Origin of the sequence: Streptomyces niphimycinicus (assembly GCF_018883605.1) — a bacterium.
Lineage (GTDB): Bacteria > Actinomycetota > Actinomycetes > Streptomycetales > Streptomycetaceae > Streptomyces > Streptomyces niphimycinicus.
The window spans coordinates 1-25,026 of sequence record NZ_JAHLEM010000241.1 but is presented as its reverse complement, the minus strand read 5'-3'; the positions used below and the strand labels follow the sequence as shown (position 1 = coordinate 25,026).

General features: G+C 70.9%; 22 protein-coding genes and 1 pseudogene. 21 read left to right on the top strand and 2 right to left on the bottom strand.

Annotated features, from left to right (window positions below; genetic code table 11):
* Positions 1 to 348: pseudogene (locus tag KN815_RS22080) on the bottom strand (DUF2470 domain-containing protein); the annotation flags it as partial.
* Between the two features lie 193 nt (positions 349 to 541).
* Between KN815_RS22080 and rpsD the strand changes: the two are divergent.
* From rpsD to nusB, 14 genes are all read left to right on the top strand, one after another.
* Positions 542 to 1,153 (top strand): 30S ribosomal protein S4, encoded by a 612-nt coding sequence (gene rpsD, locus KN815_RS22075; RefSeq protein WP_059146792.1) that lies wholly within the window; start codon positions 542 to 544, stop codon positions 1,151 to 1,153.
* Between the two features lie 267 nt (positions 1,154 to 1,420).
* The gene (locus KN815_RS22070) at positions 1,421 to 1,867 is read left to right on the top strand and encodes a DUF948 domain-containing protein (RefSeq protein ID WP_059146791.1); all 447 of its coding nucleotides are present in this window, start codon (positions 1,421 to 1,423) and stop codon (positions 1,865 to 1,867) included.
* An 8-nt stretch (positions 1,868 to 1,875) separates the two neighbouring features.
* Positions 1,876 to 2,205 carry a DUF6167 family protein gene (locus KN815_RS22065; RefSeq protein WP_093466156.1) on the top strand — a complete coding sequence of 110 codons (330 nt, stop codon included), beginning with the start codon at positions 1,876 to 1,878 and terminating at the stop codon, positions 2,203 to 2,205.
* Positions 2,205 to 4,877: an alanine--tRNA ligase gene (alaS, locus tag KN815_RS22060; RefSeq protein WP_216343668.1), complete on the top strand. Its 2,673-nt coding sequence runs from the start codon at positions 2,205 to 2,207 to the stop codon at positions 4,875 to 4,877. Before KN815_RS22065 ends, alaS begins: the two co-directional genes overlap by 1 nt.
* Positions 4,878 to 4,879: 2 nt before the next feature.
* Positions 4,880 to 5,344, top strand: a complete 465-nt coding sequence (ruvX, locus tag KN815_RS22055) for a Holliday junction resolvase RuvX (protein ID WP_014056249.1) — start codon at positions 4,880 to 4,882, stop codon at positions 5,342 to 5,344.
* A 91-nt stretch (positions 5,345 to 5,435) separates the two neighbouring features.
* Positions 5,436 to 7,262: an endolytic transglycosylase MltG gene (gene mltG, locus KN815_RS22050; protein ID WP_216343667.1), complete on the top strand. Its 1,827-nt coding sequence runs from the start codon at positions 5,436 to 5,438 to the stop codon at positions 7,260 to 7,262.
* Between the two features lie 6 nt (positions 7,263 to 7,268).
* Positions 7,269 to 8,096 (top strand): shikimate dehydrogenase, encoded by an 828-nt coding sequence (locus KN815_RS22045; RefSeq protein WP_216343666.1) that lies wholly within the window; start codon positions 7,269 to 7,271, stop codon positions 8,094 to 8,096.
* 236 nt (positions 8,097 to 8,332) lie between these two features.
* Positions 8,333 to 9,517 carry a chorismate synthase gene (gene aroC / locus KN815_RS22040; protein ID WP_216343665.1) on the top strand — a complete coding sequence of 395 codons (1,185 nt, stop codon included), beginning with the start codon at positions 8,333 to 8,335 and terminating at the stop codon, positions 9,515 to 9,517.
* 44 nt (positions 9,518 to 9,561) lie between these two features.
* Positions 9,562 to 10,044 carry a shikimate kinase gene (locus tag KN815_RS22035; protein ID WP_216343669.1) on the top strand — a complete coding sequence of 161 codons (483 nt, stop codon included), beginning with the start codon at positions 9,562 to 9,564 and terminating at the stop codon, positions 10,042 to 10,044.
* Positions 10,041 to 11,144, top strand: coding sequence for a 3-dehydroquinate synthase (gene aroB / locus KN815_RS22030; RefSeq protein ID WP_216343664.1), 1,104 nt, complete (start codon positions 10,041 to 10,043; stop codon positions 11,142 to 11,144). The genes KN815_RS22035 and aroB overlap by 4 nt, the downstream gene beginning before the upstream one ends.
* A 313-nt stretch (positions 11,145 to 11,457) precedes the next feature.
* The gene (locus tag KN815_RS22025) at positions 11,458 to 12,384 is read left to right on the top strand and encodes a Pro-rich N-terminal domain-containing protein (RefSeq protein WP_216343663.1); all 927 of its coding nucleotides are present in this window, start codon (positions 11,458 to 11,460) and stop codon (positions 12,382 to 12,384) included.
* Positions 12,385 to 12,445: 61 nt separating this feature from the next.
* On the top strand, positions 12,446 to 13,570 hold the full coding sequence (locus KN815_RS22020; RefSeq protein WP_216343662.1) for an aminopeptidase P family protein: 1,125 nt from the start codon (positions 12,446 to 12,448) through the stop codon (positions 13,568 to 13,570).
* A gap of 62 nt (positions 13,571 to 13,632) precedes the next feature.
* Positions 13,633 to 14,199, top strand: a complete 567-nt coding sequence (gene efp, locus KN815_RS22015) for an elongation factor P (RefSeq protein ID WP_059146782.1) — start codon at positions 13,633 to 13,635, stop codon at positions 14,197 to 14,199.
* A gap of 2 nt (positions 14,200 to 14,201) precedes the next feature.
* Positions 14,202 to 14,654: a transcription antitermination factor NusB gene (gene nusB, locus KN815_RS22010; protein ID WP_137968331.1), complete on the top strand. Its 453-nt coding sequence runs from the start codon at positions 14,202 to 14,204 to the stop codon at positions 14,652 to 14,654.
* A 190-nt stretch (positions 14,655 to 14,844) separates the two neighbouring features.
* Here the strand turns inward: nusB and bldD are convergent, their stop codons facing one another.
* The gene (gene bldD, locus KN815_RS22005) at positions 14,845 to 15,345 is read right to left on the bottom strand and encodes a transcriptional regulator BldD (protein ID WP_014056259.1); all 501 of its coding nucleotides are present in this window, start codon (positions 15,343 to 15,345) and stop codon (positions 14,845 to 14,847) included.
* Positions 15,346 to 15,567: 222 nt separating this feature from the next.
* On the opposite strand from bldD, the gene pyrR reads away from it, so the two are divergent.
* From pyrR to KN815_RS21970, 7 genes are all read left to right on the top strand, one after another.
* Positions 15,568 to 16,149, top strand: coding sequence for a bifunctional pyr operon transcriptional regulator/uracil phosphoribosyltransferase PyrR (gene pyrR / locus KN815_RS22000; RefSeq protein ID WP_216343661.1), 582 nt, complete (start codon positions 15,568 to 15,570; stop codon positions 16,147 to 16,149).
* Between the two features lie 138 nt (positions 16,150 to 16,287).
* The gene (locus KN815_RS21995; protein ID WP_216343660.1) at positions 16,288 to 17,268 is read left to right on the top strand and encodes an aspartate carbamoyltransferase catalytic subunit; all 981 of its coding nucleotides are present in this window, start codon (positions 16,288 to 16,290) and stop codon (positions 17,266 to 17,268) included.
* A 2-nt stretch (positions 17,269 to 17,270) separates the two neighbouring features.
* A complete protein-coding gene (locus KN815_RS21990; RefSeq protein WP_216343659.1) occupies positions 17,271 to 18,566 on the top strand; it encodes a dihydroorotase in 1,296 nt (431 codons plus the stop codon).
* The gene (locus KN815_RS21985) at positions 18,563 to 19,177 is read left to right on the top strand and encodes a PH-like domain-containing protein (RefSeq protein ID WP_216343658.1); all 615 of its coding nucleotides are present in this window, start codon (positions 18,563 to 18,565) and stop codon (positions 19,175 to 19,177) included. Before KN815_RS21990 ends, KN815_RS21985 begins: the two co-directional genes overlap by 4 nt.
* The gene (gene carA, locus KN815_RS21980; protein WP_216343657.1) at positions 19,174 to 20,313 is read left to right on the top strand and encodes a glutamine-hydrolyzing carbamoyl-phosphate synthase small subunit; all 1,140 of its coding nucleotides are present in this window, start codon (positions 19,174 to 19,176) and stop codon (positions 20,311 to 20,313) included. The genes KN815_RS21985 and carA overlap by 4 nt, the downstream gene beginning before the upstream one ends.
* Complete coding sequence (gene carB, locus KN815_RS21975; RefSeq protein WP_216343656.1) at positions 20,306 to 23,617, top strand: carbamoyl-phosphate synthase large subunit; 3,312 nt, start codon at positions 20,306 to 20,308, stop codon at positions 23,615 to 23,617. The genes carA and carB overlap by 8 nt, the downstream gene beginning before the upstream one ends.
* Before the next feature lie 92 nt (positions 23,618 to 23,709).
* Entirely contained in the window at positions 23,710 to 24,810 is a 1,101-nt protein-coding gene (locus KN815_RS21970; protein ID WP_216343655.1) for a quinone-dependent dihydroorotate dehydrogenase, read from the top strand.
* The last annotated feature ends 216 nt before the right edge of the window (positions 24,811 to 25,026 follow it).

The following is a 25,026-nucleotide window of genomic DNA, read 5'->3' as shown; positions in this document are numbered from 1 at the left end:
ACCGGACCGCCGGGGCCGCGGCGCCTGGTCGAGGCCGAGCAGCTCGCCCACCGGATGCCGCTCGGCCAGCAGCGCCGCCGCCGTGCGCGTGCGCTCACCGCAGGGGACGGGGGTGAGCCAGCCGGCCACCCAGGCGCGGCCGCGGATCCGCCGGGGCATCGCGACGGGGGCGACGTCGGTGATCTCCATCACGCAGGTCAGCTCGTCGTCCTGGGCGTGTGCGGCGGCCCGGGCGGCGGGGGAGCCGCTGGGAACCAGCAGCAGTACATCTCCGCCCGGAGCGACCGTCCGGGCGGCCGGACAGTCGGCCCCCAGATCATCCAGGGCCTCGATTCCGGGAATCGTCAACGAAGCCGTAGCCTTGGATTCAACGAGAGTACGTACGCGCTCTGCCGGCGATGGCCGCAGGGCGTCTTCCATGGGACGCGGCTGACCCTCCTCGGGGCTTTGACCAGTGCTGGGCAGGGGGATCCCAGGTCGAAACATGCGCTCTCCTCGGCTAAGGTAAGGCTCACCTAACTTACATGGAGGTTCGTTCCCCGTGAACCAGTCGCGTCCCAAGGTCAAGAAGTCGAGGGCGCTGGGCATTGCTCTGACCCCGAAGGCCGTCAAGTACTTCGAGGCCCGCCCGTACCCGCCGGGCGAGCACGGCCGTGGCCGCAAGCAGACCAGTGACTACAAGGTCCGGCTGCTGGAGAAGCAGCGTCTGCGCGCCCAGTACGACATCAGCGAGCGCCAGATGGCCCGTGCCTATGACCGCGCTCGGAAGGCCGGAGGCAAGACGGGCGAGGCTCTGGTCATCGAGCTCGAGCGCCGTCTGGACGCGCTCGTGCTGCGGTCGGGCATCGCCCGCACCATCTACCAGGCCCGCCAGATGGTCACCCACGGCCACATCGAGGTCAACGGCCGCAAGGTCGACAAGCCGTCCTTCCGGGTCCGCCCGGACGACGTGGTGATGGTCCGCGAGCGCAGCCGCGACAAGCACCCCTTCCAGGTGGCGCGCGAGGGTGGTTACGCCCCCGACGGCGAGACCCCGCGCTACCTCCAGGTCAACCTGATGGCGCTCGCCTTCCGCCTCGACCGGGACCCCAACCGTAAGGAGATCCCGGTCATCTGCGACGAGCAGCTCGTCGTCGAGTACTACGCCCGCTGATTCGGCGGAGCGCGCAGTACCCAGCCAAGCCCGCGGGTTCCCCTCGACGCCGGTCGACGGGGAACCCGCGGGCTTGTCCGATGGCGGGCCCGGGAGCGGGCCCGGCGGCCGTTATCCGTTTCGGGTGCGCGTCCGCGGCGCGATAAGGTCGATACCTGCCGCCCGCGCCCGGATACCGCCCGAGAGCGGCGGGCGACGAACGACGAGCACAACCATCACGAACGAGCACGAACAACGACGACGAGCGGCGACAGGGAGCGGTGCGACGTGTCCGGTGGAGAGGTGGCCGGGATCCTCGTGGCCGTCTTCTGGGCGATCCTGGTGTCCTTCCTCGCCCTGGCGCTGGTGAGGCTGGCCCAGACGCTCAAGGCGGCCACCAGGCTGCTGGCGGAGGTCACCGACCAGGCGGTTCCGCTGCTCAGCGAGGCGTCGGCGACCGTGCGCGAGGCCAACACCCAGCTCGCCCGGGTGGACTCGATCGCCTCCGACGTCCAGGAGGTCACCTCCAACGCCTCCGCGCTCTCCTCGACCGTCTCCACCGCCTTCGGCGGTCCGCTGGTCAAGGTGGCCGCGTTCGGCTACGGCGTCCGGCGGGCGATCGGCCGCAAGGGACGGGCGCAGGACGAGCCCGCGCCCGCGCGCACCGTCGTCATCGGCAAGACCCTGCCGTCCGCCCGCTGGGGCGGCCGTCGCAACCGTGGATCGAAGGGCTGACAGACCGGATGTTCCGCCGCACATTCTGGTTCACCACCGGCGTCGCCGCCGGAGTGTGGGCCACCACCAAGGTCAACCGCAAGCTCAACCAGCTCACCCCGGAGAGTCTGGCGGCGCAGGCCGCCGACCGCGCGGTGCTGGCAGGCCGGCGGATCAAGGTCTTCGCCCTCGACGTACGGGACGGCATGGCCGACCGCGAGGCCGCGCTCAAGGACGCGCTCGGGCTCTCGGCGCCCCCGCCGGACGACCGCAAGCAGCTTCCGGCCCAGCGGGGCCGGGCCCAGCTCACCCACACCACTCCCCACAAGCTCCACAAAGCCGGAAATGAGGACCACTGATGGAGTCGGCTGAAATCCGCCGCCGCTGGCTGCGCTTCTTCGAGGAGCGCGGGCACACCGTCGTGCCGTCGGCGTCGCTCATCGCGGACGACCCGACGCTGCTGCTGGTCCCCGCGGGCATGGTCCCCTTCAAGCCGTACTTCCTCGGCGAGGTCAAGCCGCCCTTCGACCGCGCCGTCAGCGTGCAGAAGTGCGTGCGCACCCCGGACATCGAAGAGGTCGGCAAGACCACCCGCCACGGCACCTTCTTCCAGATGTGCGGGAACTTCTCGTTCGGCGACTACTTCAAGGAAGGCGCCATCAAGTACGCCTGGGAGCTGCTGACCAGCTCCCAGGCGGAGGGCGGCTACGGCCTCGACCCCGAGCGGCTGTGGATCACCGTCTACGAGCAGGACGACGAGGCCGAGCGCATCTGGCGCGAGGTGATCGGCGTCCCCGCCGAGCGGATCCAGCGCCTGGGCATGGGCCCGAACTACTGGTCCATGGGCGTCCCCGGCCCCTGCGGCCCCTGCTCCGAGATCAACTACGACCGTGGTCCGGAGTTCGGCGAGGAGGGCGGCCCGGCCGTCAACGACGAGCGCTACGTGGAGATCTGGAACCTGGTCTTCATGCAGTACGAGCGCGGTGCGGGCGAGGGCAAGGAGAACTTCCCCATCCTCGGCGAGCTGCCCAGCAAGAACATCGACACCGGCCTCGGCCTCGAGCGCCTCGCGATGATCCTTCAGGGCGTGCGGAACATGTACGAGACCGACACCCTGCGCGTCGTCATGGACAAGGCCACCGAGCTGACCGGGGTCGCCTACGGCGCCGCCCATGAGTCCGACGTCTCGCTGCGCGTGGTCGCCGACCATATGCGCACCTCCGTCATGCTCATCGGCGACGGCGTCACCCCCGGCAACGAGGGCCGCGGCTATGTGCTGCGCCGCATCATGCGCCGCGCCATCCGCAATATGCGCATCCTCGGCGCCACCGAGCCGGTCGTCGGCGAGCTGGTCGACGTCGTCCTCAAGACGATGGGCCAGCAGTACCCGGAGCTGCTGACCGACCGCAAGCGCATCGAGACCGTCGCCCTCGCCGAGGAGTCGGCCTTCCTCAAGACGCTCAAGGCCGGTACCAACATCCTCGACACCGCCGTCACCGACACCAAGGCCGCCGGTGGCAGCGTGCTCGCCGGTGACAAGGCGTTCCTGCTCCACGACACCTGGGGCTTCCCGATCGACCTCACCCTCGAGATGGCCGCCGAACAGGGCCTCTCGGTGGACGAGGCGGGCTTCCGCCGGCTGATGAAGGAGCAGCGGGAGCGCGCCAAGGCCGACGCCAAGGCCAAGAAGACCGGCCACGCCGACCTGTCCGCCTACCGCGAGGTGGCCGACAGCTCCGGCCTGACCGAGTTCACCGGCTACAGCCACACCGAGGGCGAGTCCACCATCGTGGGCCTGCTGGTCGACGGGGTGTCCTCGCCCGCCGCCACCGAGGGCGACGAGGTCGAGGTCGTTCTGGACCGCACCCCGTTCTACGCCGAGGGCGGCGGCCAGCTCGCCGACACCGGCCGGATCAAGCTGGACACCGGCGCCGTGGTGGAGGTCCGGGACGTCCAGCAGCCGGTGCCCGGCGTCAGCGTGCACAAGGGCGTCGTCCAGGTCGGCGAGGTGACGGTCGGCGCCGGCGTCCACGCCCGGATCGACGTCACGCGCCGCCGCGCCATCGCCCGCGCCCACAGCGCCACCCACCTCACCCACCAGGCGCTGCGCGACGCCCTGGGCCCGACCGCCGCCCAGGCCGGTTCGGAGAACTCGCCCGGCCGCTTCCGCTTCGACTTCGGCTCGCCGGCCGCCGTGCCCGGCGGGGTCCTCATGGACGTCGAGCAGAAGATCAACGAAGTGCTCTCACGGGAACTCGACGTCTCCGCCGAGGTGATGAGCATGGACGAGGCCAAGAAGCGGGGCGCCATCGCCGAGTTCGGCGAGAAGTACGGCGACCGGGTGCGCGTGGTGACCATCGGCGACTTCTCCAAGGAGCTGTGCGGTGGCACGCATGTGCACAACACCGCCCAGCTCGGTCTGGTGAAGCTGCTCGGCGAATCCTCCATCGGCTCCGGTGTGCGCCGGGTCGAGGCCCTGGTGGGCGTGGACGCCTACAACTTCCTCGCCCGTGAGCACACGGTCGTCTCCCAGCTCACCGACCTGGTCAAGGGCCGCCCCGAGGAGCTCCCGGAGAAGATCTCCGGCATGCTGAGCAAGCTCAGGGAGGCCGAGAAGGAGATCGAGCGGTTCCGCGCCGAGAAGGTGCTCCAGGCCGCCGCCGGTCTCGCCCAGGGCGCCAAGGACATCCGGGGCACGGCCCTGGTCGCCGCCAAGGTGCCGGACGGCACCTCCGCCGACGATCTGCGCAAGCTGGTCCTGGACGTACGTGGACGCATCCCTGGTGACCGTCCCGCCGTCGTCGCCCTCTTCACCGTTTCGGGCGGCCGTCCGCTGACCGTGATCGCCACCAATGAGGCCGCCCGTGAGCGCGGTCTCAAGGCCGGTGACCTGGTCCGCACCGCCGCCAAGACACTCGGCGGCGGAGGCGGCGGCAAGCCGGACGTGGCCCAGGGCGGCGGCCAGAACCCGGACGCCGTCGGCGAGGCCATCGAGGCCGTCGAGCGGCTTGTCGCGGAATCGGACCTGTAGCCGTGCGACGCGGCAGGCGGATCGCCATCGACGTCGGGGACGCCCGGATCGGGGTCGCCTCATGCGACCCCGATGGGATCCTCGCCACACCCGTGGAGACCGTGCCGGGACGCGATATCCCGGCCGCCCACAAGCGGCTCGCGGCGCTCGTCGAGGAGTACGAACCGCTCGAAGTGGTGGTCGGCCTGCCGCGCTCGCTCAGCGGGCGCGAGGGGCCGGCCGCGGCCAAAGTACGCACCTTCGCGCGCGAGTTGGCGCGCCGAGTCGCCCCGGTGCCGGTACGGCTCGTCGACGAGCGTATGACCACTGTCACAGCGTCCCAGGGGCTGCGCGCCTCCGGGGTGACGTCGAAGAAGGGCCGCTCGGTGGTTGACCAGGCGGCCGCCGTGGTGATCCTACAGAGCGCGCTGGAGACCGAGCGGGTCTCGGGCAGGGCCCCCGGAGAAGCCGTCGAAGTGGTCATCTGATCGCGATACGGTAACGTTCCGCGCGACATGGCCGCCGCCACCCGTGCCACGAGCACGCCGAGCGGTGACCACCTCCGTCGCTAGGGGATCGATGACTGAGTACGGCCGGAGACCCGGCTCCCAACCGTGGCATCCCGAGGATCCGCTGTACGGGGACCGGGAATGGAGCGGCCGGCCCACGGTGGCCGGTCAGGATCCCTATGCGCAGGCCCCCTATGCGCAGGCCCCCTACGCTCAGGAGCCGTACGCACAGGACCCCTATGCGCAGGACGCCTACGGCCAGGATCCATACGGTCAGGGCTCCTACGGGCAGGAGCCGTACGCCCAGGATCCCTACGGGCACCAGCAGTATCCGCCCGGATATCAGCAGGATCCCCAGCAGCACCGGCCCCAGCAGCACCAGCAGCCGCAGTGGGACGGCCAGGACGGCGGCTACCCGCATCAGCGGCACCCGCAGGAGTACCCCGGCCAGGGCGTTCCCTACCCGCCCCAGGACGGCTCGTACGGGGGCATGGACCCGCAGGATCCCTACGGGGGCCAGGGCGCTTCCTACCCCGCCCAGGACGCCTACCAGGGACAACAGCAGTCACCGCACGCCCCCTCGGGACCCCAGGGCGCCCATGTGCCCCCGCAGACACAGCAGATGCCCACGGTCCCCGCGGAGCACCAGGTGCCCCGCCAGCGCGAGGCCCCCGAGGAGCCGCCCCTCCAAGCGGACGACGAGGACGACCACCCGTTCTTCACGGACCGCGGCGGCCGGGGCCTGGGCGACGCGGCGGACGACGACGAGGACGACGACGGGCCCGGCGCGCGCGGCGGCAAGAAGGGCAAGGGCAAGCAGCCCAAGAAGCGCCGCAGCGGCGTGGCATGCCTCTTCGTCACCGTCGTCCTGGTGGGCGCCGTCGGCGGAGGCGGCTACTACGCGTACGACTTCTGGCAGACCCGCTTCGGCCCCGCACCCGACTACTCCGGCGACGGCACCGGCCGGATCGAGGTGGAGGTTCCCTCCGGCTCCGGCAATGCCGAGATCGGCTCGATCCTCGCCGACAAGGGCGTGGTCAAGAGCAGCGGCGCCTTCGTCGACGCCGTGGAGAACAGCGGCAAGTTCGTCCAGCCGGGCACCTACAGCCTGCGCAAGGAGATGTCCGGCGCGGCGGCGGTCAAGCTGATGCTCGACCCCACCAGCAGCAACGCCCTGATCGTCACCGAGGGCATGCGCGACGCCACGATCTACGCGGCGATCGACAAGAAGGTCGGCGTCAAGGCGGGGACCACCGCGGACATCGCCAAAAAGGAGGCGAAGAACCTCGGGCTGCCCTCCTGGGCCGACGACAACAGCAAGATCAAGGATCCGCTGGAAGGGTTCCTGTACCCGTCCCGCTACAGCGTGGGCAAGGGCGCCAAGCCCGCGGACGTGCTGCGCAAGATGGTCGCCGAGGCCAACCGGAACTACGGCAGCCAGGATCTGGCGGGCAAGGCGAAGGAGCTGGGCCTCAAGTCCCCGCTCCAGCTCATCACCGTGGCCAGCCTGGTCCAGGCGGAGGGCGTCACCCACGACGACTTCCGGAAGATGGCCGAGGTCATCTACAACCGGCTCAAGCCCGCGAATCCGGAGACCTACGGCAAGCTGGAATTCGACTCCACGTACAACTACATCAAGAATCAGAGCAAGCTGGATATCCCGATCAGCGAGATCAAGGGATACGACAATCCATACAACACCTACTTCTACAAGGGGCTCCCGCCCGGCCCGATCGGCAATCCGGGTGCGGACGCACTGAAGGCGTCGCTGAACCCGACCTCCGACGGGTGGTACTACTTCGTCGCGGTCGGCGGCAAGAGCCAGTTCTCCAAGACCTACGCGGATCACCAGAAGTGGGTCGACAAGTTCAATAAGCAGCGCACGAACAACGGCTGAGGAAAGATGTCGGAAAACCGCAGGGCAGCGGTGCTCGGTTCGCCGATCGCCCACTCCCTGTCACCGGTGCTGCACCGCGCCGCGTACCGGAAGCTGGGCCTGAGCGGCTGGACGTACGACCGCTTCGAGGTGGACGAGACCGCGTTGCCGGACTTCTTCAAACACCTCGGCGAGGACGGGGGACCGGCCTGGGCCGGGCTGTCCCTGACCATGCCGCTCAAGCGCGCCGTCATCCCGCTGCTGGACGAGATCACCGACACCGCGGCATCGGTGGAGGCCGTCAACACGGTCGTCTTCACCGACGACGGCCGCGGGCACGGGGACAACACGGATATCCCGGGCATGCTGGCGGCACTGCGCGAGCGCGGTGTCGGCCGCGTGGAGCGCGCCGCCGTGCTGGGCGCAGGTGCCACCGCCTCCTCGGCGCTGGCCGCGCTCTCCCGGATCTGCGACGGCGAGGTCACCGCATACGTCCGCAGCGAGGCCCGCGCCGCCGAGATGCGGCAGTGGGGCGAGCGGCTGGGCGTCGCGGTGCGCACGGCGGACTGGGGCGACGCGGCCGAGGCGCTCGGCGCGCCCCTGGTGATCGCCACCACCCCCGCGGGCACCATGGACGCGCTCGCGGCGTCCGTACCGGACCGCCCCGGCGCGCTCTTCGACGTCCTCTACGAGCCCTGGCCCACCCCGCTCGCCGCCGCCTGGTCCGCGCGCGGCGGCTCGTTGGTCGGCGGCCTGGACCTCCTGGTCCACCAGGCGGTACTCCAGGTCGAGCAGATGACGGGCCGCGCCCCCGCGCCGCTGGCCGCGATGCGCGAGGCGCTGGCGGCCCGCTGACCCGCTTCACGGGCCCCTGGACGGCCCCCGCCAGGCCCTGCGTGACCGTCCCCCGGACCTGCGCGACCGTCCCCCCGGCCCGTCTCTGGCCCATTCCCGGCCCGCCGCGACCGTCCACCCCATGGACCATGCACCGATGAGACTCCCGGGTCGTGGGAGGATCGGAGGTGCGGGCCGGAGTCGCGCGGACCGGGTCGCGCCGCAAGACGTCGAGGCACGCGCATGAGGGAGCACCGTTGAGCAGGTTGCGCTGGCTGACCGCGGGGGAGTCGCACGGCCCCGCACTCGTGGCGACGCTGGAGGGGCTGCCCGCCGGGGTGCCGATCACCACCGACATGGTGGCGGACGCCCTGGCCCGACGGCGGCTCGGCTATGGCCGCGGTGCCCGGATGAAGTTCGAGCGCGACGAGGTCACCTTCCTCGGCGGCGTACGCCACGGCCTGACCCTCGGCTCCCCGGTCGCGATCATGGTCGGCAATACGGAGTGGCCGAAGTGGGAGCAGGTCATGGCCGCCGACCCGGTGGAGCCCGAGATCCTCGAGGGACTCGCCCGTAACGCCCCGCTGACCCGCCCGCGCCCCGGCCACGCGGACCTGGCCGGGATGCAGAAGTACGGTTTCGACGAGGCCCGGCCGATCCTGGAGCGCGCCAGTGCCCGGGAGACCGCCGCCCGAGTGGCCCTTGGCACCGTCGCCCGCTCCTACCTCAAGGAGACGGCCGGGATCGAGATCGTCTCGCATGTCGTGGAGCTGGCCGCCGCGAAGGCGCCGTACGGCGTCCACCCCAAGCCCTCCGACGTCGAGAAGCTGGACGCCGACCCGGTGCGCTGTCTGGACGCCGACGCGAGCAAGGCGATGGTGGCCGAGATCGATCAGGCCCACAAGGACGGCGACACCCTCGGCGGCGTCGTCGAGGTGCTGGCGTACGGCGTGCCGGTGGGCCTTGGCTCCCATGTGCACTGGGACCGCCGGCTCGACGCACGGCTGGCCGGTGCGCTGATGGGCATCCAGGCCATCAAGGGCGTCGAGGTCGGCGACGGCTTCGACCTCGCGCGGGTGCCCGGTTCCAAGGCCCATGACGAGATCGTCTCCACGGACGAGGGCATCCGGCGCTCCTCGGGCCGCTCGGGTGGCACCGAGGGCGGGCTGACCACCGGCGAGCTGTTGCGCGTCCGGGCCGCGATGAAGCCGATCGCCACCGTGCCGAAGGCGCTGGCCACGATCGATGTGACCACCGGCGAGCCGACCAAGGCCCACCACCAGCGCTCCGACGTCTGTGCCGTTCCGGCGGCCGGGATCGTCGCCGAGGCGATGGTCGCGCTGGTCCTGGCGGACGCGGTCGCGGAGAAGTTCGGCGGCGACTCGGTCACCGAGACGCGGCGTAATGTGCGGAGCTTCCTCGAGAACCTGGCCATTCGGTGAGCGGGCAGGTCGGCGAGGGGCCCGTCGTCGTGCTGGTCGGGCCCATGGGCGTCGGGAAGACCACCGTCGGGCAGGCGCTCGCGCAGCGGCTCGGCACCACCTTCCGCGACAGCGACAGCGACATCGTCGCGACGGCGGGCAAGGAGATCTCGGAGATCTTCATCGACGAGGGCGAGCCGCACTTCCGTGAGCTGGAGCGGCAGGCCGTACGGACCGCCGTCGCCGAGCACCGGGGCGTGCTCGCGCTGGGCGGCGGTGCCGTCCTCGACGAGGGCACCCGTGAGCTGCTCGTCGGCCTCCCCGTCGTCTTTCTGGAGATGGGCGTCGCCGAGGCCGTCAAGCGCACCGGTCTCGACGCCCCGCGCCCGCTGCTCACGGTCAACCCGCGCCAGCGCTGGCGTGAGCTGATGGAGCAGCGCCGCCCGCTGTACACCGAGGTCGCCCGCGCCGTCGTGTCGACCGAGGACCGCACCCCCGAGGACGTCGCCGAGGCCGTCCTGGACGTACTGGAGCTGAAGAACGCATGACACCCCCTGTGGCCGAGACTCCTACGCGCATCCAGGTCGGAGGCACCGCGGGCACCGCGCCGTACGAGGTGCTGATCGGCCGGCAGCTCCTCGGCGAGCTGCCCGGCCTGATCGGCGCGAGTGCCAAGCGCGTCGCCGTCCTGCACCCCGAGGCGCTGGCCGAGACCGGTGAGGCCATCCGCCAGGACCTCGCCGAGCAGGGGTACGACGCCGTCGCGATCCAGTTGCCCAACGGCGAGGAGGCCAAGACCGCCGAGGTCGCCGCGTACTGCTGGAAGGCGCTCGGGCAGACCGGCTTCACCCGCACCGATGTGATCGTCGGCGTCGGCGGCGGCGCGACCACCGACCTGGCCGGATTCGTCGCCGCGAGCTGGCTGCGCGGTGTGCGCTGGATCGCCGTCCCCACGACCGTGCTCGCCATGGTCGACGCCGCCGTCGGCGGCAAGACGGGCATCAACACCGCCGAGGGCAAGAACCTCGTCGGCGCCTTCCACCCCCCGGCCGGGGTGCTGTGCGATCTGGCCGCGCTGGACTCGCTGCCGGTCAACGACTACATCAGCGGGCTCGCCGAGATCATCAAGGCGGGCTTCATCGCCGACCCGGAGATCCTGGAGCTGATCGAGCGGGACCCGGCCGCCGCCCGTACCCCCGCGGGGCAGCACACCGCCGAGCTCATCGAGCGCTCCATCCGGGTCAAGGCCGAGGTCGTCTCCAGCGACCTCAAGGAGTCCGGGCTGCGGGAGATCCTCAACTACGGGCATACGCTCGCCCATGCCATCGAGAAGAACGAGCGCTACAACTGGCGCCATGGCGCGGCCGTTTCCGTGGGCATGGTCTTCGCCGCCGAGCTGGGGCGGCTGGCGGGCCGTCTGGACGACGCCACGGCCGACCGCCACCGCGCCGTCCTGGAGTCCGTGGGCCTGCCGCTCACCTACCGCGGCGACCAGTGGCCCAAGCTGCTGGAGACCATGAGGGTCGACAAGAAGTCCCGGGGTGACCTGCTGCGTTTCATCGTCCTGGACGGCCTCGCCAAGCCCACCGTCCTGGAGGGCCCGGACCCGGCGGTGCTGCTCGCGGCGTACGCCGAAGTCTCCCGCTGACGCGGTAGGCATCCGTCGTCGCGGTTGGCGTCGCCGTTGTCATCGCGGTTGTCGTCGCGTCACAACTCTGTCATCGTCTTCGAAGCCCGCGGCACCGCCGCGGGCTTTCGAGCAGCTCCCCAGCCCCTCGCAGTTGCCGCCCTTGGCGGACGAATTGCCAGGCCGGGAAGGGGTTACGGGCACACAATGGGTTTGCGGGGCGTTCACACAGCGGCACTCTGGGCAGGTACCGTTCGGTAGGAGCGGCCTCACCGCCGTATCAACGTGACAGTTGTCGGATGAGAACTGCCTGTACGAGACGGAGTGCCACCGGATGCAGCATGCAGTGGGAGCTCCGCTGCCACCGCCCCACCAGCCGGGGCCGGTGCCCGGTCCGCAGGGTGCGGGCTGGGCCCAGGGCGCGAGTGCCAACCATCACCCGGGACCTCACCCCAATCCCCCCGCCCCGCCCGCGCCTCCGGTGCCCGGGCATCCCGCACCGCCCGCGCAACATCCCGCACCACCGCCCGCGCAGCACCCCGTACCGCCCGCGCAGCATCCGGTATCGCCGCCACCGGCCCCGCCCGCGCATCCCGGGGCGCCGCTGGAGACGGTGAACACCACCGGCCATATCCAGTTGCCGCCCGGCGGTCCGGTGCCGCTGCCGCACCCCCCGGCGGACCCGTCGGTCGCCGATGTCTCGCAGGCGGCGGTGGCGGTGCTGCTGATCGGACCGGCCGGGGCGGGCAAGACGACGGTCGCGCGCCACTGGGCCGACCGCCGCCGGGTGCCGACCGCCCACATCAGCCTGGACGATGTGCGGGAGTGGGTCCGGTCCGGTTTCGCCAACCCCCAGTCGGGGTGGAACGAGAACTCCGAGGCGCAGTATCGTCTGGCCCGCCGCACCTGCGGCTTCGCCGCCCGTAACTTCCTGGCCAACGGGATCTCCTGCATCCTCGACGACGCCGTCTTCCCCGACCGCCCGGTCGTCGGCCTCGGCGGCTGGAAGCGCCATGTCGGACCCGGTCTGCTGCCGGTGGTGGTCCTTCCGGGCCTGGAGATCGTCCTGGAGCGGAACGCGGCCCGCAGCGGCAACCGCCGCCTCAGCGACGAGGAGGTGGCGCGGATCCACGGCCGGATGGCCGGGTGGTACGGCTCCGGCCTGCCGATCATCGACAACTCCACCTATGACGTGGAGACCACGGCGCGCATGCTCGACGAGGTGGTCACCCGCTCCATCGCAAGCCCACCGAGCTGGTAGGCGCCCCCATCCGGACCCGTTCGACCGGCCGTCCTCCCCGAGCGTGCGTACGCTCGGGGACATGTCCGAGGTGTACGCGGCCCGACGTGCCCGTCTGCACGATCAGTGCACCGCGGCCGGGAGCGCGGCGGCGCTGGTGTCCCGGCCCGCCAATGTGCGCTATCTGTGCGGTGCCGTGCCGCCCGGGGCGGTGCTGCTGCTCGGCCCCGTCCAGGATGTGCTGGTGGCCGCCGAGGTTCCGTCCGCCCCGCCGCTCTCCCCGTCCCTCTCCTCCGGTCCGGCGCGTTCGGACGAACCGCGGCTGCTCGTCCTGCCGGGCGCGGACGGCGATCCGGTGGTGGCCGCCGCCGATCTGGCCGCGGCGGACGGCGCCGACTCGCTGGCCGTCGAGGAGCACGATCTGACGGTCGCCCGCCATCGGGCGCTCGGCGCCGCCGCGCCCCGGCTCCGCCTGGCCGATCTGGACCGCGCCGTCGAGCAGTTGCGGCTCGTCAAGGACGACGAGGAGATCTCTCGTATGCGGATCGCCGGGGAGCTGGCCGACCAGGCGCTCGGCGAGCTGCTGGAGTCGATCCTGGTGGGCCGTACCGAGCGTCATCTGGCGCTGGAGCTGGAGCGCCGGCTGGTGGACCACGGCGCGGACGGCCCGGCCTTCCCCACCGTCGTCGCGGCGGGGCCCAACGCGGGCCGCCCCGGCCATCTGCCCACCGACCGGCGGGTCGAGGAGGGCGACTTCCTCACCATCTGCCTGGGCGCCGACTACCGCGGCTACCGCTGCCAGGTGGGCCGTACCTTTGTCATCGGGCCCTCGCCCGCGGACTGGCAGGTCGAGCTGTACGACGCCGTCTTCGCCGCCCAGCGGGCCGGTCGGGAGGCGCTGCTGCCGGGCCGGGCGTACTGCGATGTGGACCGGGTGACCCGCCAGGTGCTGACCGCGGCGGGCTACGGAGACGCCCTCGAACCGTGCACCGGACACGGTGTGGGCCTGGAAATCGACGAGGACCCTCGGCTCACACCGTCCGCCATGGGTAAACTGGACGCTTGTGTGCCGGTCACCGTCGAGCCGGGGGTTCACCTCCCGGGACGGGGCGGTGTCCGGATCGATGACACGCTCGTCGTCCGCCCCGAGGCGGACGGCGGACCCGAGCTACTCACCATCACGACCAAAGAGCTGCTCGCACTCTGAAGATCAGGGCGCGTCGGCGGCTTTCTGGTCTCCGCCAGCGTAGTCCAGGAGAACCCGCAACCGTGGCATCCACGAACGACCTCAAGAACGGCTTGGTGCTCAAGCTCGAAGGCGGCCAGCTCTGGTCCGTCGTCGAGTTCCAGCACGTCAAGCCCGGCAAGGGCCCCGCCTTCGTGCGCACCAAGCTCAAGAACGTGCTGTCCGGCAAGGTGGTCGACAAGACCTTCAACGCCGGCGTGAAGGTCGAGACGGCCAATGTCGACAAGCGCGGCATGCAGTTCTCGTACAAGGACGGCGAGAGCTTTGTGTTCATGGACATGGACACTTTCGACCAGATCTACATCACCCCCGAGGTCGTGGGCGACAACGCCCGCTATCTGCTGGAGGGCTTCGAGGCCGTCGTGGCGATGTACGAGGGCAACCCGCTGTACGTCGAGCTTCCCGCCGCCGTCGAGCTGGTGATCGAGTACACCGAGCCGGGCGTCCAGGGCGACCGCTCCACCGGTGGCACCAAGCCCGCCAAGCTGGAGACCGGCTACGAGATCGGTGTGCCGCTGTTCATCACCACCGGTGAGAAGATCAAGGTCGACACCCGCTCCGGCGAGTACCTCGGTCGGGTGAACAACTAACCGTGGCTGCCCGCAACAAGGCCCGTAAGCGTGCCTTTCAGATCCTTTTCGAGGCCGATCAGCGCGGCACCACCGTGCAGATCGTGCTCGCGGACTGGATCCGGCTCGCCCGGACCGACGACCGGCAGCCGCCGGTCAGCGAATACACGATGCAGCTCGTCGAGGGATATGCGCAGCACATCGACCGGATCGACGAGCTGATCGCCACCTATGCGGTGGGCTGGACGCTGGACCGGATGCCGGTCGTCGACCGGAATATCCTGCGGCTGGGCGCGTATGAGCTGGTGTGGGAGGACGAAACCCCGGACGCGGTGGTGATCGACGAGGCGGTGCAGCTCGCCAAGGAGTTCTCCACCGACGACTCGCCGGCCTTTGTCAACGGTCTGCTGGGCCGTATCAAGGAGCTGAAGCCGAGTCTGCGTCGCGATCAGGAGCACCCGGAGCACCGGGCATAACCGCGACGGGGCCGTCACACCGGACTACGAGCCGGACCGCCGGGCCATACGACGGACGCCCCACGGGCGCGTCAGAGGCCGCACAGGCGCGTCGGACGACAAAGCCGCCGGGGGCGGTGGAGGACCCGGAAGGGCCCCACCGCCCCCGGCGGCACGTTTCTGCTGGTGAAGAGCGAAAAGGGACGCGGACTCAGACGTCCTCGTGCTGGACCGCGCGGCGGGCGTCGGCGCCCAGCACGCCCCAACTGATGAGCTGCTCGGTCAGCACGGACGGCGACTGGTCGTAGATAACGGCGAGGGTGCGCAGGTCGTCCTGGCGGATCGAGAGCACCTTGCCGTTGTAATCGCCACGCTGGCTCTGGATCGTCGCGGCATACCGCTGAAGCGGGCCTGCCTTCTCGACCGGCACATGGGCCAGTCGCTCAAGGTCCAGTACCAGCTTCGGCGGCGGCTCGGCGGCCCCGGCCGGGCTTGTGCCCGGAAGCAGCTCCTGCACCGGGACGCCGTAGAAGTCGGCCAGCTCGGCGAGACGCTGCACGGTCACGGCGCGGTCGCCGCGCTCGTACGATCCCACCACCACGGCCTTCCAGCGGCCCTGGGACTTCTCCTCGACACCGTGGAGGGAGAGGCCCTGCTGGGTGCGGATGGCGCGGAGCTTGGCCCCGAGCTGTTTGGCGTATTCGCTGGACATAAAGCTCCCCGGACGCTGTATCGACGTGCGGCTGTGCCGCGCGGCTGGTCACTCACTGTGAGGTTACGCAGCGTAATTTCCATTCGTCAAGCCGAACGGAGCGGAGGGGCTCCGGCCAGGGGTGATGGCAGGAGTGCGGCGGACCCCTGCTAGTGTGAATGGCGCAAATCCGACCGTCCTTTAAGGTCCGTCCCGTGAGGCGGAGAAGGAGGTCCGTTTCTTATGGACGCCCGTACCTCGAACGCCGCGCGCCCCGTGCTGGAAGCACCGGATATCGCGCGCGTTCTCACCCGCATCGCCCACGAGATCGTCGAGCGCGCCAAAGGCGCCGATGATGTGGTGCTGCTCGGCATTCCCACCCGTGGTGTCTATCTCGCCCGGCGGCTGGCCGCCCGGCTCGAAGAGATCACCGGCAAGCCCGGCCGGATCCCGGTCGGCTCGCTCGACATCACGATGTACCGCGACGACCTGAGGCTGCGCCCGGCCCGCGCACTCGCCCGTACCGAGATCCCCGACGACGGCATCGACGGCCGTCTGGTGGTCCTCGTCGACGATGTGCTCTTCTCCGGCCGCACCATCCGCGCCGCGCTCGACGCCCTCGGTGACATCGGGCGCCCGCGCGCGGTGCAGCTCGCGGTCCTCGTCGACCGTGGTCACCGGGAACTGCCGATCCGTGCCGACTATGTCGGTAAAAACCTCCCCACGTCGCTGCGGGAGACGGTCAAGGTCCAGCTCACCGAGGAGGACGGCCGCGACAGCGTGCTCCTCGGGCTGCGCGAGACCACCCCCGCGGACGGGAAGTAGCGCCCCTCACCGACGGCGAGTGCCGCCCCGGCGACCCCGGGGAACTCGTCCGACGGACCACCGGTGCCGCCAGGACACCGGTCCCCGCGCCTGCCCGCCCGTATGCCCGCACACCTCCTTCACCCACGGAGCAACCGGATGAAGCGCCACCTCATCTCGGCCGCCGACCTCTCGCGCGACGACGCCGTCCTGATCCTCGACACCGCCGAGGAACTGGCCCGGCTCGCCGACCGGCCGATCAAGAAACTGCCGACCCTGCGCGGCCGTACCGTCGTCAACCTCTTCTTCGAGGACTCCACCCGCACCCGCATCTCCTTCGAGGCGGCCGCCAAGCGGCTGTCCGCCGACGTCATCAACTTCTCCGCCAAGGGCTCCTCGGTCTCCAAGGGCGAGTCCCTGAAGGACACCGCGCTCACCCTGGAGGCGATGGGCGCCGACGCCGTCGTCATCCGCCACCACGCCTCCGGCGCCCCGCACCGGCTCGCCACCTCCGGCTGGATCAACGGCGCCGTGGTGAACGCGGGCGACGGCACCCATGAGCACCCCACCCAGGCGCTGCTCGACGCCTTCACCATGCGCCGCCATCTGATCCCGGACGCCTCCGGCGTCGGACAGGACCTGGCCGGGCGCCGGGTCACCATCGTCGGCGACATCCTGCACAGCCGGGTGGCCCGCTCCAACGTCCATCTGCTGGCCACCCTGGGCGCCGAGGTCACCCTGGTCGCCCCGCCGACGCTGGTCCCCTTCGGCGTGGAGAGCTGGCCCTGCGAGGTCTCCTACGACCTGGACGCGGTGGTCGGCAAGACCGACGCCGTGATGATGCTGCGCGTCCAGCGCGAGCGGATGAACGCCGCGTTCTTCCCCACCGAGCGGGAGTACGCCCGCCGCTACGGCCTGGACGGCGACCGCATGGCGCGGATGCCGGAGCACGCCATCGTGATGCACCCCGGCCCCATGAACCGCGGTATGGAGATCACCGCGGAGGTCGCGGACTCCGACCGCTGCACCGCCGTCGAGCAGGTCGCCAACGGCGTCTCGATCCGCATGGCCGTCCTGTACCTGCTGCTCGGCGGGAACGAGTCCGCCGCCGCCACCGCCCGCACCGAGGAGAGCAAGTGACCATGAGCGACACCCACAAGACGCTGCTTCGCGGGGCGAAGGTGCTCGGGGGTGAGCCGCGGGACGTGCTGATCGAGGGGGAGCGCATCGCCGCGGTCGGCACCGGGCTGGACGCGGACGGCGCCACCGTGCTCGACGTCGCCGGACAGATCCTGCTGCCGGGCCTGGTCGACCTCCACACCCATCTGCGCGAGCCCGGCCGCGAGGACTCCGAGACGGTCCTCACCGGCACCCGGGCCGCCGCGGTCGGCGGCTTCACCGCGGTCCACGCCATGGCCAACACCTTCCCGGTCGCGGACACCGCGGGCGTCGTGGAGCAGGTGTGGCGGCTGGGCCGGGAGTCCGGCTACTGCGACGTCCAGCCGGTGGGCGCGGTGACCGTGGGCCTGGAGGGCAAGAAGCTCGCCGAGCTGGGCGCGATGCACGACTCCGCCGCCGGGGTGCGGGTCTTCTCCGACGACGGCAAATGCGTGGACGACGCGGTGATCATGCGCCGCGCGCTGGAGTACGTGAAGGCGTTCGACGGCGTCATCGCCCAGCACGCCCAGGAGCCCCGGCTCACCGAGGGCGCCCAGATGAACGAGGGCATCGTCTCCGCCGAGCTGGGCCTGGGCGGCTGGCCGGCCGTCGCCGAGGAATCGATCATCGCCCGCGATGTGCTGCTCGCCGCGCATGTCGGCTCCCGGGTGCACATCTGCCATCTGTCCACCGCCGGCTCGGTCGAGATCGTCCGCTGGGCCAAGTCCAAGGGCTGGAACGTCACCGCCGAGGTCACCCCGCACCATCTGCTGCTCACCGACGAGCTCGTACGCTCCTACGACCCCGTCTACAAGGTGAACCCGCCGCTGCGCACCGAGGCCGATGTGATGGCGCTGCGCGAGGCGCTCGCCGACGGCACCATCGACTGCGTGGCCACCGACCACGCCCCGCATCCGCATGAGGACAAGGACTGCGAGTGGGGCGCCGCGGCCATGGGCATGGTCGGCCTGGAGACGGCGCTGTCCGTGGTCCAGCACACCATGGTCGACACCGGGCTGCTGGACTGGACGGGCGTCGCCGACCGGATGTCGGTGCGGCCCTCGGCCATCGGCCGGCTGACCGGCCACGGCCGTCCCATCGCCGCCGGGGAGCCCGCGAACCTCACCCTGCTCGACTCCGCTTACCGTGGTGTGGTGAACCCCGCGGGCTTCGCCTCCCGCAGCCGCAACACCCCCTACGAGGGCCGCGAACTGCCGGGCCGCGTGACGTACACCTTCCTGCGGGGCCGGGCGACGGTTGTGGACGGGAAGCTGGCGTGACATCTGAGAGCCATCCGGTGGCGGGCCTCGCGGGATTCGCGGGCCTCGCCGCCGAGCAGAAATCGCAGGACGTGACGGACTGGGCCGCCCGGATCGGCTGGGTCGTCGGGCTGCTGCTGGTCATCGCGCTGGTCTACTGGCTGATGCGCGAGGGCTGGAAGTGGCGCGGCACCCTCCAGGGCGACCTCCCCGAGCTGCCCCAGGCCCCGGCCGAGCCCGGTGAGCCGCGGCTCAGGATGGGCGGCCGCTACCACGGCTCCACCACCGCCGGGCAGTGGCTGGACCGGATCGTCGCCCATGGGCTGGGCACCCGCAGCCGGGTCGAGCTGACCCTCACCGACCAGGGCGTGAGCGTGGTCCGGCCGGGCGCCCAGGACTTCTTCATCCCCGCCGCCGAGCTGCGCGGCGCCCGTCTCGACAAGGGCATCGCGGGCAAGGTCCTCGCCGAGGGCGGGCTGCTGGTGATCACCTGGCGGCTCGGCGAGAAGCTGATCGACTCGGGCTTCCGCTCCGACCACGCCGCCGAGCACCCGGCCTGGGTCGACGCCCTCACCACCTCCGACAGCGACCAGAACCACCCCAGCAACCAGACGGAAGGCGCCGAACGATGACGACCTCCACCCGGGGCGCCAGTGCCCCCGCCGTACTCGTCCTGGAGGACGGCCGCACCTTCCGCGGCCGGGCCTACGGGGCCGTGGGGGAGACCTTCGGCGAGGCCGTGTTCTCCACCGGAATGACCGGCTACCAGGAGACCCTGACCGACCCCTCCTACCACCGCCAGGTCGTCGTGATGACCGCCCCGCACATCGGGAACACCGGCGTCAACGACGAGGATCCGGAGTCCAGGCGGATCTGGGTCTCCGGCTATGTGGTGCGCGACCCGGCCCGTACGCCCTCCAACTGGCGCTCCCGCCGCTCGCTCGACGAGGAGCTCACCGCCCAGGCCATCGTCGGCATCAGCGGGATCGACACCCGCGCCCTCACCCGCCATCTGCGCGAGCGCGGCGCCATGCGGGTGGGCATCTTCTCCGGCGGGGCTGTCGCCGACGAGGCCACCCTGCTCGCGAAGGTGCGGGCCGTCCCGCAGATGAAGGGCGCCGACCTCAGCGGCGAGGTGGCCACCACCGAGACCTACGTCGTCCCGGCGATCGGCACCAAGAAGTTCACCGTCGCCGCGATCGACCTGGGCATCAAGGGCATGACCCCGCACCGGATGGCCGAGCGCGGCATCGAGGTGCACGTCCTGCCCGCCACCGCCACCGCCGAGGACATCTACGCGGTGAACCCGGACGGGGTCTTCTTCTCCAACGGCCCGGGCGACCCGGCCACCGCCGACCACCCCGTCGCCCTGATGCGGGCCGTGCTGGAGCGCTCCACGCCGCTGTTCGGCATCTGCTTCGGCAACCAGATCCTCGGCCGCGCACTCGGCTTCGGCACCTTCAAGCTGAAGTACGGCCACCGCGGGATCAACCAGCCGGTGCAGGACCGCACCACCGGCAAGGTGGAGGTCACCGCCCACAACCACGGCTTCGCCGTGGACGCCCCGCTCGACGCGCCGTCCGACACCCCCTTCGGCCGCGCCGAGGTCTCCCATGTCTGCCTCAACGACAACGTGGTCGAGGGGCTGCGGCTGCTCGACCGCCCCGCGTTCAGCGTCCAGTACCACCCCGAAGCCGCCGCAGGTCCGCATGACGCCGCGTACCTTTTCGACCGCTTCGTGTCCCTGATGGAGGGCCAGCGTGCCTAAGCGCACCGACATCCAGTCCGTCCTGGTCATCGGCTCCGGCCCGATCGTCATCGGCCAGGCCGCCGAATTCGACTACTCCGGCACCCAGGCGTGCCGGGTGCTGAAGTCCGAGGGCCTGCGGGTCATCCTGGTCAACTCCAACCCGGCCACGATCATGACCGACCCGGAGATCGCCGACGCCACCTATGTCGAGCCGATCACCCCGGAGTACGTCGAGAAGATCATCGCCAAGGAGCGCCCCGACGCGCTGCTGCCCACCCTCGGCGGCCAGACCGCGCTCAACACCGCCATCTCCCTGCACCGGGCGGGCACCCTCGACGAGTACGGCGTCGAGCTGATCGGCGCCAATGTCGAGGCGATCCACAAGGGCGAGGACCGCGACCAGTTCAAGACGGTCGTCGAGGCCGTCCACGCCAAGATCGGCCACGGTGAGTCCGCCCGCTCGGTCATCTGCCACTCCATGGACGACATCCTCGCGGGCGTCGAGCAGCTCGGCGGCTACCCCGTCGTGGTCCGCCCCTCCTTCACCATGGGCGGTGCGGGCTCCGGCTTCGCCCACGACGAGGACGAGCTGCGCCGCATCGCCGGCCAGGGCCTGGCCCTCTCGCCGACCACCGAGGTGCTCCTGGAGGAGTCCATCCTCGGCTGGAAGGAGTACGAACTGGAGCTGATGCGCGACCGCAACGACAATGTCGTGGTCGTCTGCTCCATCGAGAACTTCGACCCCATGGGCGTGCACACCGGTGACTCGATCACCGTGGCCCCGGCGATGACGCTCACCGACCGCGAGTACCAGATCCTGCGGGACATCGGCATCGCCGTCATCCGCGAGGTCGGCGTCGACACCGGCGGCTGCAACATCCAGTTCGCGGTCAACCCCGAGGACGGCCGGGTCATCGTCATCGAGATGAACCCGCGCGTCTCCCGCTCCTCGGCGCTCGCCTCCAAGGCCACCGGCTTCCCCATCGCCAAGATCGCCGCCCGGCTGGCCGTCGGCTACACCCTCGACGAGATCCCCAACGACATCACCGAGCAGACCCCGGCGTCCTTCGAGCCGACGCTCGACTACGTCGTGGTCAAGGTGCCGCGCTTCGCCTTCGAGAAGTTCCCGGCCGCCGACGCCCGGCTCACCACCACCATGAAGTCGGTCGGCGAGGCCATGGCCATCGGCCGCAACTTCACCGAGGCGCTCCAGAAGGCGCTGCGCTCGCTGGAGAAGAAGGGCAGCCAGTTCGACTTCACCGGGGAGCCCGGGACCAAGGCCGAGCTGCTGACCCGGGCCGACATGCCGACCGACGGCCGGATCAACACCGTCATGCAGGCCATTCGCGCCGGCGCCACCCAGCAGGAGGTCTTCGACGCCACCCGGATCGACCCGTGGTTCGTGGACCAGCTCTTCCTGATCAACGAGATCGCGGACGAGCTCGCCGCCGCCGACAAGCTCGGCCCCGAGCTGCTCGCCGAGGCCAAGCGGCACGGCTTCTCCGACGCCCAGATCGCCGGGATCCGCTCGCTGCGCGAGGACGTGGTCCGCGAGGTGCGGCACGCGCTGGGCATCCGGCCCGTCTACAAGACGGTCGACACCTGCGCCGCCGAGTTCGCCGCCAGGACCCCGTACTTCTACTCCTCCTACGACGAGGAGTCCGAGGTCGCCCCGCGCGAGACCCCCGCGGTGATCATCCTCGGCTCGGGCCCCAACCGCATCGGCCAGGGCATCGAGTTCGACTACTCCTGCGTCCACGCCTCCTTTGCGCTGCATGACGCGGGCTATGAGACCGTCATGGTCAACTGCAACCCGGAGACCGTCTCCACCGACTACGACACCTCCGACCGGCTCTACTTCGAGCCGCTCACCCTGGAGGACGTGCTGGAGATCGTCCACGCCGAGCAGCAGGCGGGCCCGGTCGCCGGTGTGATCGTCCAGCTCGGCGGCCAGACCCCGCTGGGCCTCGCCCAGGCGCTCAAGGACAACGGTGTGCCGATCGTCGGCACCTCGCCCGAGGCGATCAACCTCGCCGAGGAGCGCGGCGCCTTCGGCCGGGTACTCACCGAGGCCGGGCTGCCTGCGCCCAAGTACGGCACCGCCTTCTCCTTCGCGCAGGCCAAGGGCATCGCCGCGGAGATCGGCTACCCGGTCATGGTCCGCCCCTCCTACGTCCTCGGCGGCCGCGGCATGGAGATCGTCTACGACGAGCCCTCGCTCGCCGCCTACCTGGAGCGGCACGCCGGGCTGATCTCCGAGCACCCCGTGCTCATCGACCGCTTCCTCGACGACGCCATAGAGATCGACGTGGACGCGCTCTACGACGGCGAGGAGCTCTACCTCGGCGGCGTCATGGAGCACATCGAGGAGGCCGGGATCCACTCCGGCGACTCGGCCTGCGCGCTGCCCCCGATCACCCTCGGCGGCTTCGACATCAAGCGGCTGCGTGCCTCGACCGAGGCCATCGCGCGCGGTGTGGGCGTCCGCGGGCTGATCAACATCCAGTTCGCGCTGGCCGGGGACATTCTGTACGTACTGGAGGCGAACCCGCGCGCCTCCCGCACCGTCCCCTTCACCTCCAAGGCCACCGCCGTACCGCTGGCCAAGGCCGCCGCCCGGATCTCGCTGGGCGCCACCATCGCCGAGCTGCGCGCCGAGGGGCTGCTGCCCTCCAGCGGCGACGGCGGCACGCTGCCGCTGGACGCGCCGATCTCCGTCAAGGAGGCCGTGATGCCGTGGTCGCGGTTCCGGGACGCCTCCGGGCGCGGGGTGGACACCATCCTCGGCCCGGAGATGCGCTCGACCGGCGAGGTCATGGGCATCGACTCGGTCTTCGGCGCGGCCTACGCCAAGTCGCAGGCCGGGGCGTACGGGGCGCTGCCGACCAAGGGGCGCGCGTTCGTCTCCGTCGCCAACCGCGACAAGCGCTCGATGATCTTCCCGGCCCGGGAGCTGGTCGGCCTCGGCTTCGAGCTGCTGGCCACCTCGGGCACGGCGGAGGTGCTCAAGCGCAACGGGATCAGCGCGACCGTGGTGCGCAAGCACAGCGAGGGCGAGGGCCCGAACGGCGAGAAGACCATCGTCCAGCTCATCCACGAGGGCGAGGTCGACCTGATCGTCAACACCCCGTACGGCACCGGCGGACGGCTGGACGGCTATGACATCCGTACGGCGTCCGTCGCCCGCGGGGTGCCCTGCCTGACCACCGTCCAGGCGCTCGCGGCCGCCGTCCAGGGCATCGAGGCGCTGGGCCGGGGCGCGGTCGGCGTCCGATCGCTCCAGGAACACGCGGAACATCTGACCGCCGCCCGCGAGGAGTGAGGCGAGGGAGGGGGACACCGGCCGGTGTCCCCCTCTTCATGAGCCCGCCCTTCTTCATGAATCCGCTCGCTCACTGCCGCAGAAAGCCCCTCATGTACGCGCTCCTGTTCAACCTGATCTTCCGGCGCATGGACCCGGAGAAGGCCCATCACCTGGCCTTCTCCTGGATCCGGCTGGCCGCTCGCATCCCCGTGCTGCGGACGTTCGCCGCCGCCGTCCTCGCCCCCCGCCACAAGGCGCTGCGCACCGAGGCGCTGGGCCTGCGGATGCACGGGCCCTTCGGGCTCGCCGCCGGATTCGACAAGAACGCCGCCGGAATCGACGGCATGGCCATGCTGGGCTTCGACCATGTCGAGATCGGCACGGTCACCGCCCAGCCGCAGCCCGGCAACCCCAAGCGACGGCTCTTCCGGCTGGTCGCCGACCGGGCCCTGATCAACCGGATGGGCTTCAACAACGAGGGTTCGGCGGCGGTCGCGGCCCGTCTCGCGGCCCGGCGCCCGGCCTTCGCCACGACGCTCGGCGTCAACATCGGCAAGACCAAGGTCGTCCCGGAGGAGGAGGCCGTCGCCGACTATGTGACCTCCACCGAGCGGCTCGCCGCCCACGCCGACTACCTCGTGGTCAACGTCTCCTCGCCCAATACCCCCGGACTGCGGAATCTCCAGGCCGTGGACCATCTGCGGCCGCTGCTGACCGCGGTCCGCGAGGCCGCGGACCGTACGGTCACCGATCGCCGGGTGCCACTTCTGGTCAAAATCGCGCCGGATCTCGCCGACGAGGACGTGGACGCGGTCGCCGATCTGGCGGTCGAGCTGGGCCTGGACGGCATCATCGCCACGAACACGACGATCGCGCGCGACGGCCTCGGCCTCGCCTCCGACGCGCGGCTCACCGCCGAGACCGGCGGCCTGTCCGGCGCCCCCCTCAAGGCGCGCTCCCTGGAGGTTCTGCGCCGCCTGTACGCCCGTGTGGGCGACCGGCTGACCCTCGTAGGGGTCGGCGGGATCGAGACCGCGGAGGACGCCTGGGAGCGGATTCTGGCCGGTGCCACGCTGGTGCAGGGCTACAGCGCCTTCATCTACCGGGGCCCGTTCTGGTGCCGTGAGATCCACCGCGGCCTCGCGGAGCGCCTGGCCGCGTCCGAGTTCGACACCTTGGCCGACGCGGTCGGCGCCGGTGCCGCCGCGTAACGCCTCCGGCGGTGATGTTCCCCACCCCGCCCCTTCCCGAACCGGGGGCGAGCCCCCGGGCCCCCCGCCGGGGCTCCGCCCCGGACCCCGCTCCTCAAACGCCGGAGGGGCTGAATTTCCTGAGGAGAGACCAATGACGACCCCCACCCCCTTCGGCGCGCGGCTGCGCGCCGCCATGGACGCCCGCGGCCCGCTGTGCGTCGGCATCGACCCGCA

Excerpts from the sequence above, each read along its gene's own strand:
- KN815_RS22065 (WP_093466156.1), top strand. The coding sequence starts at position 1,876 with ATGTTCCGCCGCACATTCTGGTTCACCACCGGCGTCGCCGCCGGAGTG.
- alaS (WP_216343668.1), top strand. The coding sequence starts at position 2,205 with ATGGAGTCGGCTGAAATCCGCCGCCGCTGGCTGCGCTTCTTCGAGGAG.
- mltG (WP_216343667.1), top strand. The coding sequence starts at position 5,436 with ATGACTGAGTACGGCCGGAGACCCGGCTCCCAACCGTGGCATCCCGAG.
- KN815_RS22045 (WP_216343666.1), top strand. The coding sequence starts at position 7,269 with ATGTCGGAAAACCGCAGGGCAGCGGTGCTCGGTTCGCCGATCGCCCAC.
- KN815_RS22035 (WP_216343669.1), top strand. The coding sequence starts at position 9,562 with ATGGGCGTCGGGAAGACCACCGTCGGGCAGGCGCTCGCGCAGCGGCTC.
- aroB (WP_216343664.1), top strand. The coding sequence starts at position 10,041 with ATGACACCCCCTGTGGCCGAGACTCCTACGCGCATCCAGGTCGGAGGC.
- KN815_RS22025 (WP_216343663.1), top strand. The coding sequence starts at position 11,458 with ATGCAGCATGCAGTGGGAGCTCCGCTGCCACCGCCCCACCAGCCGGGG.
- KN815_RS22020 (WP_216343662.1), top strand. The coding sequence starts at position 12,446 with ATGTCCGAGGTGTACGCGGCCCGACGTGCCCGTCTGCACGATCAGTGC.
- bldD (WP_014056259.1), bottom strand. The coding sequence starts at position 15,345 with ATGTCCAGCGAATACGCCAAACAGCTCGGGGCCAAGCTCCGCGCCATC.
- pyrR (WP_216343661.1), top strand. The coding sequence starts at position 15,568 with ATGGACGCCCGTACCTCGAACGCCGCGCGCCCCGTGCTGGAAGCACCG.
- KN815_RS21995 (WP_216343660.1), top strand. The coding sequence starts at position 16,288 with ATGAAGCGCCACCTCATCTCGGCCGCCGACCTCTCGCGCGACGACGCC.
- KN815_RS21990 (WP_216343659.1), top strand. The coding sequence starts at position 17,271 with ATGAGCGACACCCACAAGACGCTGCTTCGCGGGGCGAAGGTGCTCGGG.
- carA (WP_216343657.1), top strand. The coding sequence starts at position 19,174 with ATGACGACCTCCACCCGGGGCGCCAGTGCCCCCGCCGTACTCGTCCTG.
- KN815_RS21970 (WP_216343655.1), top strand. The coding sequence starts at position 23,710 with ATGTACGCGCTCCTGTTCAACCTGATCTTCCGGCGCATGGACCCGGAG.